This is a genomic window from Allobosea sp. GW821-FHT09G06, assembly GCF_059416005.1.
In genome coordinates, this window is sequence record NZ_JBWKOI010000002.1 from 590,894 (window position 1) to 603,018 (window position 12,125).

Annotated in this window: 11 protein-coding genes; 2 read left to right on the forward strand and 9 right to left on the reverse strand. The window is 66.8% G+C overall.

The genetic code is table 11. The features are described from left to right. From AC07NY_RS12975 to AC07NY_RS13000, 6 genes are all read right to left on the reverse strand, one after another. Window positions 1-1,218: a phosphopentomutase gene (locus tag AC07NY_RS12975; RefSeq protein WP_494584174.1), complete on the reverse strand. Its 1,218-nt coding sequence runs from the start codon at window positions 1,216-1,218 to the stop codon at window positions 1-3. A gap of 2 nt (window positions 1,219-1,220) precedes the next feature. Continuing rightward, window positions 1,221-2,849 (reverse strand): ABC transporter ATP-binding protein, encoded by a 1,629-nt coding sequence (locus tag AC07NY_RS12980; RefSeq protein WP_492284456.1) that lies wholly within the window; start codon window positions 2,847-2,849, stop codon window positions 1,221-1,223. Beyond that, complete coding sequence (locus tag AC07NY_RS12985) at window positions 2,846-4,018, reverse strand: ABC transporter permease (RefSeq protein ID WP_494584175.1); 1,173 nt, start codon at window positions 4,016-4,018, stop codon at window positions 2,846-2,848. The genes AC07NY_RS12980 and AC07NY_RS12985 overlap by 4 nt, the downstream gene beginning before the upstream one ends. A gap of 2 nt (window positions 4,019-4,020) precedes the next feature. Then, window positions 4,021-5,109, reverse strand: a complete 1,089-nt coding sequence (locus tag AC07NY_RS12990; RefSeq protein WP_494584176.1) for a microcin C ABC transporter permease YejB — start codon at window positions 5,107-5,109, stop codon at window positions 4,021-4,023. 7 nt (window positions 5,110-5,116) lie between these two features. Continuing rightward, entirely contained in the window at window positions 5,117-6,985 is a 1,869-nt protein-coding gene (locus AC07NY_RS12995) for an extracellular solute-binding protein (RefSeq protein WP_494584177.1), read from the reverse strand. 179 nt (window positions 6,986-7,164) lie between these two features. After that, the gene (locus AC07NY_RS13000; protein WP_494584178.1) at window positions 7,165-7,704 is read right to left on the reverse strand and encodes a c-type cytochrome; all 540 of its coding nucleotides are present in this window, start codon (window positions 7,702-7,704) and stop codon (window positions 7,165-7,167) included. 203 nt (window positions 7,705-7,907) lie between these two features. Between AC07NY_RS13000 and AC07NY_RS13005 the strand changes: the two genes are divergently transcribed. Both AC07NY_RS13005 and AC07NY_RS13010 read left to right on the forward strand, forming a co-directional pair. Continuing rightward, window positions 7,908-8,642 carry a 3-deoxy-manno-octulosonate cytidylyltransferase gene (locus tag AC07NY_RS13005; RefSeq protein ID WP_494584179.1) on the forward strand — a complete coding sequence of 245 codons (735 nt, stop codon included), beginning with the start codon at window positions 7,908-7,910 and terminating at the stop codon, window positions 8,640-8,642. Between the two features lie 56 nt (window positions 8,643-8,698). Further along, a complete protein-coding gene (locus AC07NY_RS13010) occupies window positions 8,699-9,553 on the forward strand; it encodes a prephenate dehydratase (RefSeq protein WP_494584180.1) in 855 nt (284 codons plus the stop codon). 190 nt (window positions 9,554-9,743) lie between these two features. Here AC07NY_RS13010 and AC07NY_RS13015 read toward each other — a convergent pair whose 3' ends face one another. The 3 genes from AC07NY_RS13015 to mmsB are packed head-to-tail and all read right to left on the reverse strand — an operon-like array spanning window position 9,744 to window position 12,102. Continuing rightward, on the reverse strand, window positions 9,744-10,190 hold the full coding sequence (locus AC07NY_RS13015; protein WP_494584181.1) for a PaaI family thioesterase: 447 nt from the start codon (window positions 10,188-10,190) through the stop codon (window positions 9,744-9,746). Window positions 10,191-10,214: 24 nt separating this feature from the next. Further along, the gene (gene nudC, locus AC07NY_RS13020) at window positions 10,215-11,171 is read right to left on the reverse strand and encodes an NAD(+) diphosphatase (RefSeq protein ID WP_494584182.1); all 957 of its coding nucleotides are present in this window, start codon (window positions 11,169-11,171) and stop codon (window positions 10,215-10,217) included. 43 nt (window positions 11,172-11,214) lie between these two features. After that, a complete protein-coding gene (gene mmsB / locus AC07NY_RS13025) occupies window positions 11,215-12,102 on the reverse strand; it encodes a 3-hydroxyisobutyrate dehydrogenase (protein ID WP_494584183.1) in 888 nt (295 codons plus the stop codon). Between the last annotated feature and the right edge of the window lie 23 nt (window positions 12,103-12,125).

Sequence of the window (12,125 nt, forward strand, 5' to 3'; positions counted from 1 at the left end):
TTACCAGGAATGGCCGGGACCGACCGGCCCGATGCCGAGGAAGCTGCCGAGGCTGGCGGCGATATCGGCGAAGCTGCCGCGGCGCCCGAGCGGCTTGGCGCCGATGCCGGGACCAAAGGCGATGATCGGCACATGCTCGCGGGTATGGTCGGTGCCGGGCCAGCTCGGATCGTTGCCATGGTCGGCCGTGACCACGGCGATGTCGCCCGGCCTCAGCGCCGCTTCGATATGCGGCAGGCGACGGTCGAAGGCTTCCAGCGCCGCGGCATAGCCGGGAATGTCGCGCCGGTGGCCGAACTCCGTGTCGAAATCGACGAGGTTGACGAAGCAGAACCCGCCATCCGGCAGGCCGTCCCAGGCCTCCAGCGCGGCATCGAGCATCGCCGCATTGCCGAACGGCTTGATCTCGGTGCCGGTGGCGCGATGGGCGAAGATGTCGCCGATCTTGCCGACGGTGACGACCGTGCGTCCCTGCGCCGCCAGCCGGTCGAGGATCGTCTCGTCCGGCGGCGGAATGGCGAAGTCCTTGCGGTTGCCGGTGCGGGTGAAGCCTTCCTCCGGCGATCCCACGAAGGGCCGTGCGATGACGCGGCCGATCCGCAGGGGATCGACGAGGCCGCGCACCGTCTTGCAGAGGGCATAGAGCCGATCGAGCCCGAAATGCTCCTCATGCGCCGCGATCTGCAGCACGGAATCGACCGAGGTGTAGCAGATCGGCTTGCCCGTCCGGATATGCTCTGGCCCGAATTCGTCGATGATCGCGGTGCCTGAGGCGTGCTTGTTGCCGAGGATGCCGGGGAGTGCTCCTTCCTTGACGATGCCCGCGACGAGCTCGGGCGGGAAGGAGTTCTCGAGAGCGGTGAAATAGCCCCACTCGAACGGCACCGGGCAGCCGGCGATTTCCCAATGGCCGGATGGCGTATCCTTGCCCTGGCTGATCTCGACGCCATAGCCCCAGCGCCCCTCTGGCTTGGCCGGCTTGGCGACACCGGCCAGCGGCCGGCCGGTCGAGGCCTCGCAGGCATGGGCGAGGCCGAGGCGGACGAGATTGGGCAGCTTGAGCGGCCCGCTGCGCAGGCCCTCGCGGTCGCCGCGCCCATCGGCACAGGCTTCCGCGATATGGCCGAGCGTATCGGAGCCGGCATCGCCATAGGCGGCTGCATCGGCCGCGCCGCCGCAGCCGACCGAATCCAGCACGATCAGGAGCGCGCGCGTCATGCTCAATCCCTCACTGCGGCGGAGCTGGCGGTATCGAGATTGAGTGCCGCTGCCAGCAGCGCCTGAGTGTAAGCCTCGCGCGGCGATGCGAAGATCGCCTCGGCCGGGCCTTCCTCCACCACCTTGCCGTTCTGCATCACCACCACCCGATGCGACAGCGCCCGGACGACCTTGAGGTCATGGCTGATGAAGAGATAGCCGAGCTTGCGCTTTGCCTGCAGGCCGCGCAGCAACTCGACGATCTGCGCCTGCACGGACATGTCGAGCGCTGAGGTCGGCTCGTCCAGCACGACGAATTTCGGGTTGAGTGCCATGGCCCGCGCGATCGCGATGCGCTGGCGCTGGCCGCCGGAGAATTCGTGCGGATAGCGGTCCATCGCCGCCGGGTCGAGGCCGACATCGGCGAGCGCCTGCGCCACGATCTCGCGCTGGCGCTGGTAGCTGAGATCAGGCTGCTGGATGGCGAGGCCCTCGGCCACGATCTCGGCCACCGACATGCGCGGCGAGAGCGAGCCATAGGGGTCCTGGAAGACGACCTGCAAATCCTTCCGCTTCGGCCGGACCTGCTTGCTGGAAAGCCCGTCTATCCGGTCGCCAAGGAAGACGATCGGCCCTTCTGATGCGATCAGCCTGAGGATGGCGAGGCCGAGCGTGGTCTTGCCCGAGCCGGACTCGCCGACGACGCCGAGCGTCTCGCCCTCGCGCACCTTGACCGAGATACCGTCCACCGCCTTCACATGGCCGCTGACGCGGCGCATCAGGCCGGACTTGATCGGGAACCAGACCTTGACCGGCCCGGCCTCCAGCAGCGTCGCGGCATCCGCCGGGACGGGAGCAGGGCGCCCCTTCGGCTCGGCGGCGAGCAGGCGCTTGGTATAGTCGTGCTGCGGGTTGGCGAAGATCTCGGCCACGGGGCCGTGCTCGACGATTTTGCCCTTCAGCATGACGCAGACCCGGTCGGCGATGCGCCGGACGATGCCGAGGTCATGGGTGATGAACAGCATCGCCATGCCGAGCCGGCCCTGCAGCTCCTTGAGCAGCTTCAGGATCTGCGCCTGCACGGTGACGTCGAGCGCGGTGGTCGGCTCGTCGGCGACCAGCAGTTCGGGCTCGTTGGCGAGCGCCATCGCGATCATCACGCGCTGACGCTGTCCGCCGGAGAGCTGGTGCGGATAGGCATCGAGCCGGCTCGCGGCGTCACGAATGCCGACGAGGTCGAGCAGCTCCAGCGTGCGGGCACGGGCCTTCTCGCCGCGCAGGCCTTTATGCAGTTCGAGGATCTCGCCGATCTGCCGCTCGATCGTATGGAGCGGGTTGAGCGAGGTCATCGGCTCCTGGAACACCATGGTGATGTCGTTACCGCGCACCTTGCGCATCGCGTCCTCGTCGGCCGCGATCAGGTCCTGCCCGTTGAATAGGACCTTGCCCGAAGGGTGATGGGCTGCCGGATAGTTCAGGAGCTTGAGGATCGAGAGCGCCGAGACCGATTTGCCCGAACCGGACTCGCCGACCAGCGCCAGGGTCTCGCCTTTGGCGATCGAGAAGGAGACATGGTCGACCGCAAGCGTCTCGCGCCCGCCTTGGCGGAAGGCGACGGAGAGGTCTTCGACGGAGAGAAGCGGCGCGCTCATGCGAAGGTCTTCCGCGGGTCGAAGGCGTCGCGCACCGCTTCGCCGATGAAGATCAGCAGCGACAGCATCAGCGCGATCACGATGAAGCCGGAGAGGCCGAGCCAGGGCGCCTGCAGGTTCGACTTGCCCTGAGCCAGCAATTCGCCGAGCGAGGGCGAACCGGGCGGCAGGCCGAAGCCGAGGAAGTCGAGCGAGGTCAGCGTGGTGATCGAGCCGTTCAGGATGAAGGGCAGGAAGGTCAGCGTCGCCACCATCGCGTTCGGCAGCAGGTGCCGGATCATGATGGTGCGGTTGGAGAGGCCGAGCGCGCGGGCCGCGCGGACATATTCGAAATTGCGCGCCCGCAGGAACTCGGCGCGGACGACGCCGACCAGCGCCACCCATGAGAACAGCAGGAGGATGCCGAGCAGCACGAAGAAGCCGGGCGTGATGATGGCCGCCACGATGATCAAGAGGTAGAGCGCCGGGATCGAGGTCCAGATCTCGATCAGTCGCTGGAAAATCAGGTCGGTCCAGCCGCCGAAATAGCCCTGGATGGCGCCGGCCGTGATCCCGATCACCGAGGAGAAGGCACAGAGGATCAGCCCGAACAGCACGGAGATGCGGAAGCCGTAGATCAATCGCGCGACCACGTCGCGGCCCTGGTCATCGGTGCCGAGCCAGTTCCATTCGAGGTCGCGGCAGGTCTTGCCGCCCGTGCGTTCGGCGATCGTCTTGCACTGCTCGTCCTTGAGCAGCCAGGTCGGCGGGGCAGGCGCCGGCACCGGCAGGTCGAGATTATGCGTGCGATAGCTGTAGCGGATCGGCGGCCAGATCGCGAAGCCGTTGGCCGCGATCTCCTTGGCGATGACGGGATCGCGGTAATCGGTCGTGGCGAGGAAGCCGCCGAATTTCTCTTCCGGGTAGTTCACCGCGACCGGGAACAGCCACTCGTCCTTGTAGCGCACGACGAGCGGCCGGTCGTTGGCGATGAACTCGGCGAAGAGCGTCAGCACGAACAGGGCGAGGAAGAGCCAGAGCGACCACCAGCCGCGCTTGTTGGCCTTGAAGTTGTTGAGCCTGCGCCGATTGATCGGCGAGAGCTTGAGCCAGCCCTGCTTGGCCTCGGCCGGCGCGAGGGGCACGTCGCTGCGCAGGGCGGGCGGCGGGGCGTCGATCAGCGTGTCCATGCTCACGCCTCCCGGCTCTCGAAATCGATGCGGGGATCGACCCAGCTATAGGTCAGGTCGGTGACGAGGTGCACGACGAGACCGATCAGCGAGAAGATGTAGAGATTGGCGAAAACCACGGGGTAGTCGCGGTTGACGATCGCCTCGAAGGACAGAAGCCCGAGCCCGTCGAGCGAGAAGATCGTCTCGATCAGCAGCGAGCCCGCGAAGAGCGCATGCACGAAGGCGCCGGGGAAGCCGGCGATGACGATCAGCATCGCGTTGCGGAAGACATGGCCGTAGAGCACGCCGCGCTCGCTGAGGCCCTTCATCCGCGCGGTCAGCACGTATTGCTTGCGGATCTCGTCGAGGAACGAGTTCTTGGTCAAGAGCGTCGAGGTCGCGAAGGCGCCGAGCGCCATGGCCAGAACCGGCAGGGTGATGTGCCAGAGATAGTCCTTGGCCTTGCCGAACAGGCTGAGCTCGGCCCAGTTGTCGGAGGTCAGGCCTCTTAAGGGGAATATCTGCCAGAATGAGCCGCCGGCGAAGAGCACGATCAGCAGGATCGCGAACAGGAAGCTCGGGATGGCGTAGCCGACGATGACGACGGCGCTCGTCCAGGTGTCGAAGCGCGAGCCCTCCTTCACCGCCTTGCGGATGCCGAGCGGGATCGAGATCGCATAGGAGATCAGCGTCATCCACAGGCCGAGCGTGATCGAGACCGGCAGCTTCTCCTTGATCAGCTGCAGCACTGGCGCGTCACGAAAATAGGAGCGGCCGAAATCGAAGCGGGCATAGTCGCCGAGCATCTTCAGGAAGCGCTCATGCGCCGGCTTGTCGAAGCCGAACTGCTTTTCCAGCTCCTTGATGAAGGCGGGATCGAGCCCCTGCGCGCCGCGATAGGCCGATCCGTCGCTCTGCGCCCCGGCATCGCCCATCTGGCCGCCGCCGACGCGGTCGGCCGCGCCGCCGCTGTTCGGGTTCTGGAGCTGCGAGATCACGCGCTCGACCGGCCCGCCCGGCGCGAACTGCACGATGACGAAGGAGACCAGCAGGATGCCGAACAGGGTCGGCACCATCAGCGCGAGGCGCCGGGCGATATAGCTCAGCATGCCCGGGTCACGCCTTTCCGATCCGCTTGGCCTTCTCGGCGTCGAACCACCAGGTCGCGGGTGCGCCGGAGGCGAATTTCGGCTTGGTCGCCGGCCGGTCGTACATGTCCCAATAGGCCAGCCATTCCTCGTCGTTCCACCACATCGGGATCCAGTAGCGCCCGGCGCGCAGCAGGCGGTCGAGGCATTTCGCGGCGACGATGCAATCGGCATAGGTCTTGGCCTGGCCGATCGCCTCGATCATCGCGTCGATGGCGGGGTGGCTGATGCCGCCGACATTGCGCGAGCCCTTGGTCTTCGCCGCTTCCGAGCCATAGACGATGCGCATCGTGTCGCTCGGGATCGCGCCGCCCGAGAGCGCCCGGCTGATGATGTCGAAATCGAACTCGTCGAGGCGGCGCTGGTACTGCGCGGGGTCGACGAGGCGGGAGGTGGCGTTGATGCCCAGCCGCTTCAGATTGGCCTGGAAGGGCTGCGTATGCGGCTGCAGGGCCGGATTGGAATCGAGGAACTCGATCTCGAAGGGCTGCCCGTTCGGCAGCTTCAGCACATTGCCGTCGCGCTTGCAGCCGGCGGCGCGCAGCATCTCGTCGGCCTTGCGCAGGAGGTTGCGGTCGCTGCCCGAGCCGTCCGAGACCGGCGGCAGGAAGGGTTCGCCGAAGACCTCGTCCGGCACCTTGCCGCGCCAGGGCTCCAGCAGCTTGAGCTCTTCGGCGGAGGGCTTGCCGACGGCCTTGGAATCCGAATTCTCGAAATAGGAGGTCATCCGCTCGAAGAAGCCGAACATGATGTTCTTGCGCGTCCATTCGAAATCGAAGGCGAGCCCCAGCGCCTCGCGGATGCGCGGATCGGCGAACTTCTCGCGCCTCGTGTTGTAGACCCAGCCCTGTGAGCCGACTGGCTCGGTCTTCGGCAGGGTTTCCTTCTTGACCTTGCCCTCGTGCACGGCCGGGAAATCATAGCCCGTCGCCCAGATGCGCGAGGTGAACTCTTCCTGGAAGGTGATGGCGCCGCCCTTGAACGCCTCGAACGCCACCTGCCGGTCGCGGAAATATTCCCAGCGCACCCGGTCGAAATTATTGGTGCCGATATTCACGGCTAAGTCTTTCGCCCAGTAGTCCGGCACGCGCTCGAACTCGATGAAGCGCCCCTGCTCGAAGCGCCCGACCTTGTAGGCGCCGGAACCGAGCGGCGGCTCCAACGTCGACGCCGCGAAATCCCGCGTCGACCAGTATTTCTCGGAGAAGACCGGCAGGCCGGCGACGACCAGATGCAGGTCGCGCCCGCGCTTCGGCGATAGCTTCACCACGAGGATGTCGTCGCCCTCGGCTTCCGACGAGACGAGCTCGTTGAGCAGGAGCCGGTAAGAGGGGTGCCCCTTCGCCTTCAGGATGTTCATCGAGAAGGCGGCGTCGCGCGCCGTCACCCGCGAGCCGTCATGGAACTTCGCTTCGGGCCGCAGGCGGAAGCGATAGGTCAGCTTGTCGGCGGAGACCGCGACGCTCTTGGCCAGCAAGCCGTAGAGCGAGCCCGGTTCGTCGCCCGAGCCGGCCATCAGGCTGTCGAAGCAGGCATCCATGCCGGCCGCGCCGTCGCCCTGGAGCACGAAGGTGTTCAGCGTGTTGAAGGTGTCGAAGCTTTGGTTGCCGCCGGCCCGCTTGATCTGGATCGTCAGCGAGCCGCCCTTGGGCGCCTTGGGATTCACATAGGCGAAATGCGGGAAGTCCGCGGGCAGCGCGAGTTCGCCGAAGGTGGAAAGCCCATGCGATTCGATTTCCTGCGCCAGCGCCGCCTGGGGAAGCTGGGGCAGGACACCCGCGACGGTCGCGGCACCCGTGGCTTCCAGCAATCTGCGGCGTGTGATGCGCATCGCCATCGTTTCGCGTCTCCGTCTGATTCGCCGTTCTCCTGTGTCGCCTGCGCGCAAGGTTACGGCAATGGCTGGCAGGAGGCGGATTGTGCGGGCACGCGCGGGGCGGGAGCAAGGCGTGGAAACGAAAAAAGCCGGGCAAAGCCCGGCTTCGTGATCGCTGGCGAGCCGCTGGCCGTGCCGTCTCAGGGCTTCGGCAGCGGCACCGGCGAATCCGCCAGCGAGTTCAGGTAGGCGACGACATCGGCGCGGGTCTCGGGCTTGGCGATGCCGGCGAAGGCCATGATCGTGCCGGGCACATAGGCCTTCGGGTTCTTCAGGAAATGGTCGAGCGCGTCGGCGTCCCAGCTCTTCTCGGTGCGGCCCTTCATCGCGGCCGAGTAGCCGAAGCCGGCGACCGAGCCCTCATTGCGGCCAAAGACGCCGAAGAGATGCGGGCCGACCTTGTTGGCGCCGCCCTTGTCGAAGGTGTGGCAGGCCTTGCAGGCGGCGGTGGCCTTTTCGCCCTTGGCGATGTCGGCCTTGGCGAGGCGCACCGCGATCGGCTCTTCCGCCACGGCAGCGGCCGCTCCGCCTGCTGCGGCGGGCTCTTCGCTCGGCAGTTCGAAGCCCGACACGGCCGGCTTGCGCGGCGCGAAGACGATGCCGGCCGTCATGTTGAGGCCCATCACGACGAGCAGCGTGGAAAGAACCGCGCCGGCAATCTTGTTGGCTTCGATGTTCATCGTGTCCGAACCCTGGGAGCCTTCCGCGGCCGAGGCGCGGGAGACGAGATAGCGCTTGGCCGGAGTCTTGAAAGGCTCCAGCTTCCGCCGTTGCTTAACCGCTTTGCGCGCTTCATTGCAACTCGTATAAGCACGCACTCTTTGAGACTTTTTGCCGCCACCGGTTTTCACCGGCGGTGGCCCAGCCGAGCACGCTTCAGAAAATGGCCCATCCGCTGATCCTGATCCCGGCCCGCATGCAGGCGACGCGCCTGCCCGGCAAGCCGCTTGCCGATATCCATGGCGAGCCGATGATCGTCCATGTCTGGCGCCGCGCCGTCGAATCCGGGGCCGGGGACGTCGCGGTGGCGACCGATGCGCCGGACATCGCAGCTGCGATCGAGGCGGCCGGCGGCAAGGCGGTCATGACCAGCGCGGATCACCAGACCGGCTCGGACCGGATCAAGGAGGCTGCCGACATCCTCGATCCGCAGCGTCATTACGACATCATCGTCAATGTGCAGGGCGATTTCCCGACGCTGGCGCCCTCAGCCATCGCCGCGGCGGTGAAGCCGCTCGCCGATCCGGCTGTGGATATCGCGACGCTGGCCGGCGTGATCGATGACGAGGACGAGAAGACGGCGCCGAGCGTCGTGAAGCTCATCGGCAGCGAGATCGCGCCGGGCCACATGCGCGCGCTTTATTTCACGCGCGCCACGGCGCCTTACGGCGAGGGGCCGCTCTATCACCATGTCGGCCTCTACGCCTATCGCCGCGCCGCGCTCGACCGTTTCGTCAGCCTGCCGCAATCGCCGCTGGAGCTGCGCGAGAAGCTGGAACAGCTGCGCGCGCTGGAGGATGGCATGCGCATCGACGCCATGGTCATCGACCATGTGCCGCGCGGCGTCGACACGCCCCCCGATCTCGATCGCGCCCGTGCGATCCTGAAAGCGCGCTGAGGCCGGACCAGCCAAGCCGCGTCATAACAAGAAGCCGAGGAGCCTGAAGTCGTCCCATGTCCTTCGTCGTGTCTTATCAGGGTGAGCCCGGAGCCTTCTCCTCGCAGGCGGCCCTCCAGGTGTTTCCGGACTGCGAGCTTCTGCCCTGCGCGACCTTCGAGGACGCGCTCTCGGCCGTCAGTGACGGTACCGCTCGCTACGGCATGATCCCGATCGACAACTCGATCGCCGGCCGCGTCGCCGATATCCATCATCTGCTGCCGCGCTCGGGGCTGCATATCATCGGCGAGCATTTCCTGCCGATCCGCTTCCACCTGATGGCGGCGAAGGGCGCGACGCTGGCGACGATCCAGACCGTGCAGAGCCATATCCATGCGCTCGGCCAGTGCCGGAAGATCATCCGCAAGCTCGGCCTCAAGGCCGAGGTCGCCGCCGACACCGCCGGCTCCGCCCGTCAGGTCGCCGAGGCCAATGACATGACGCGCGCGGCCATCGCTCCGCGCATCGCGGCGGAGGTCTATGGCCTCGACATCCTGATGGAGGATATCGAGGACGAGAAGCACAACACCACGCGTTTCGTCGTGCTCTCGAAATATCCGGAATATGCCCGCCAGGGCGCGGGCCGGACCGTGACGACGCTGATGTTCCGCGTCCGCAACATCCCGGCCGCGCTTTACAAGGCGATGGGCGGCTTCGCCACCAACGGCATCAACATGACCAAGCTGGAAAGCTACATGGTCGACGGACATTTCTCGGCGACGATGTTCTATGCCGATGTCGAGGGCCATCCCGACGATCCGGCGCTGCGGCGCGCGCTCGACGAGCTCTCCTATTTCTCGAAGGAGATGAAGATCATGGGCGTCTATCCCGCCAATGACTTCCGCTCGACGATCGAGGAAGCCGGCGAGTAAGACGCGTCCGGCGTATTTCGCTCCGCCAGGCAGTGTGTTCCCTCGGAAACACGCCGTCATCCCGGGCTTGCCCCAGGATCCATCGTAGAGCACAGAGCCCTATGATGGATCCCGGATCTGCGCTGCTACGCAGCTTGCCCGGGATGACGGAGCGGTTCCGTCGATGGTGTGAGTGCCGTGGATAAGGACGTCAGTCGCTGACGCCTTCCTGTCCCTCGATCGCCATCAATGTCGCGGTCAGCAGCGCGACGAGCTTTTCTTGTCCGCCGGCTTCCGCGAACACCTTGGCCTGAGCCAGCGTCAGCGTGCGGCCGCTCTTCACGACCTCGCCGCGCGCGATGATGCGCTCGCCCAGGGCAGGCGCGACGAGATTGATCTTGAACTCCGTCGTCAGCACGCCGCGCCCGGGCGGCATCAGGCTCAAGCCGGCATAGCCCGCGGCCGAATCGGCGATCGCGCTGACGGCGCCGGCATGGACGAAGCCGTGCTGCTGCGAGACGGCCGGGCCCGGTATCAGGACGATCTCGACGAAGCCCGGCGCGACGGTGCCGAGGCTGGCCCCCAGCGTCGTCATCAGGCCCTGCTTGGCGAAGCTCGACCGGATGCGCTCCTCGACGTCACGCTGCTCAGAGGACATGTCCGGCTCTCCAGGATGGGCGGACTAGATGCGCTCGTCTTCGAGCGCCCAGGCTCGCACCAGCGTGTTGGCGATGGCGATATGCTGCGGGCAGGCGAGGCCGTCGGGATGCTTGCCTTCCAGCATCTGCAGCACCTCTTCGCGCGGGAACCAGCGGCCTTCTTCCAGCTCGGTCATGTCGAGCGTGATCTCGTCGCCGAGCGCCTCGGCGATGCAGCCCATCATGATCGAGGAGGGGAAAGGCCAAGGCTGCGAGGCGAGATAGCGTACGGCGCCGACCCTCAAGCCCGCCTCTTCCCAGCTCTCGCGCCTGACCGCGTCCTCGAGCGTCTCGCCCGGTTCGACGAAGCCGGCGATGCAGGAATACATGCCCGGCGCGAACCGGGCCTGGCGCGCCAGCAGGCAGGCATCGCCGCGCGTCACCAGCATGATCACGACCGGGTCGGTGCGCGGGAAATGCATCGCGCCGCAGGATGTGCATTCGCGCCGCCAGCCCGAGGCGCCGGCGACCGTCTGTCCGCCGCATTGCGCACAGAAGCGGTGGCGGGCGTGCCAGTCGAGCACGGCCTTGGCCTCGCCGAGCGGCCCGACCTCGTCCTCCGGCACGATGCGCTTCAGCGCGACCGAGCGCAGGTCCGTGACGAACAGCTCGGGCCGTTCCTTCAGCGGTTCGGCCAGCGCTTTGTCGAGCAGGCGCCCGAACCGGGGCGTGCCGTCCTCGGCGAGCCCCATGAAGATTTCCTCAGTGGCCGGGCCGAGGATTTCGGCCTCGCCATGGCTGAACCAGACCGAGAAAGCATCGCCGTCGAGGCGCTTCAGGATCGGCGTCTCGCCGGCGACGACCGCGATCCGCGTGTCCGAGCGGTGGCGCAAGGCCGTCACCGCATTGGGCTGGTTGCGCAGGTCTTCGCGCCGGTCGAGCCGGTTGATCGCGAAGCCTGTGAGGGAGGAGCGTTCGCGGCGAGGCAGGGCGTCGTTCATGATACGGGTCTAGACCCGCTCCGCCTCGCCGCGCAAGCGCGTCTCACGCCTCCCCGCGTCCGCGCAGGAGGTGGATGATGCCGGAGAAATCCGTGCCGCCTTCGCCCCAGGCATTGTGCAGGCCGAAGAGCTGCGCGGCGGCCGCGCCGAGCGGGGTCGAGGCGCCTGCCGCCTGCGCCGCTTCCTGCGCCAGCTTCAGGTCCTTCAGCATCAGCGCCGAAGCGAAGCCCGGCTTGTACTCGTTATTGGCCGGCGAGGTCGGCACCGGGCCGGGCACCGGGCAATAGGTGGTCAGGGACCAGCACTGGCCCGACGAGGTCGAGGCGACGTCGAACAGCGCCTGATGCGACAGGCCGAGCTTCTCGCCGAGCACGAAGGCCTCCGAGACGCCGATCATCGAGATGCCCAGGATCATGTTGTTGCAGATCTTGGCCGCCTGGCCGTTGCCGGCGCCGCCGCAATGCACGATCTTGCGGCCCATCTTGGCGAGGATCGGCTCGCCCTTGGCGAAGGCATCGTCGCTGCCGCCGACCATGAAGGTCAGCGTCGCGCCCTTGGCGCCGCCGGTGCCGCCCGAGACCGGGGCATCGAGCGAGAGGCAGCCGCGCTCGGTTGCAAGCGCATGGGCCTTGCGGGCGCTCTCGACATCGATGGTCGAGGAATCGATCAGCAGCGTGCCGGGCTTCACCGCCGGCAGGATGTCGCCCCAGACGGCGAGCACATGCTTGCCGGCCGGCAGCATCGTGACGACGACCTCCGCCTCGGCCACCGCCTCCTTGGCCGAGCCGGCGATGCCGACGCCCATCTCGGCGGCGGCATCCTTCGAGGCCTGCGCGAGATCGAAGGCTTTGACGCTATGCCCGGCCTTGACGAGATTCCCGGCCATCGGGCCGCCCATATTGCCGAGGCCGATGAAGGCGATGTTGGTCATGCTGCGCTTCTCCCGATGTTGTC

Coding starts and splice junctions, on each gene's coding strand:
- AC07NY_RS13010 (WP_494584180.1), top strand. CDS start 8,699: ATGTCCTTCGTCGTGTCTTATCAGGGTGAGCCCGGAGCCTTCTCCTCG.
- AC07NY_RS12995 (WP_494584177.1), bottom strand. CDS start 6,985: ATGGCGATGCGCATCACACGCCGCAGATTGCTGGAAGCCACGGGTGCC.
- AC07NY_RS12975 (WP_494584174.1), bottom strand. CDS start 1,218: ATGACGCGCGCGCTCCTGATCGTGCTGGATTCGGTCGGCTGCGGCGGC.
- AC07NY_RS12980 (WP_492284456.1), bottom strand. CDS start 2,849: ATGAGCGCGCCGCTTCTCTCCGTCGAAGACCTCTCCGTCGCCTTCCGC.
- AC07NY_RS13000 (WP_494584178.1), bottom strand. CDS start 7,704: ATGAACATCGAAGCCAACAAGATTGCCGGCGCGGTTCTTTCCACGCTG.
- AC07NY_RS13005 (WP_494584179.1), top strand. CDS start 7,908: ATGGCCCATCCGCTGATCCTGATCCCGGCCCGCATGCAGGCGACGCGC.
- mmsB (WP_494584183.1), bottom strand. CDS start 12,102: ATGACCAACATCGCCTTCATCGGCCTCGGCAATATGGGCGGCCCGATG.
- AC07NY_RS12985 (WP_494584175.1), bottom strand. CDS start 4,018: ATGGACACGCTGATCGACGCCCCGCCGCCCGCCCTGCGCAGCGACGTG.
- nudC (WP_494584182.1), bottom strand. CDS start 11,171: ATGAACGACGCCCTGCCTCGCCGCGAACGCTCCTCCCTCACAGGCTTC.
- AC07NY_RS13015 (WP_494584181.1), bottom strand. CDS start 10,190: ATGTCCTCTGAGCAGCGTGACGTCGAGGAGCGCATCCGGTCGAGCTTC.
- AC07NY_RS12990 (WP_494584176.1), bottom strand. CDS start 5,109: ATGCTGAGCTATATCGCCCGGCGCCTCGCGCTGATGGTGCCGACCCTG.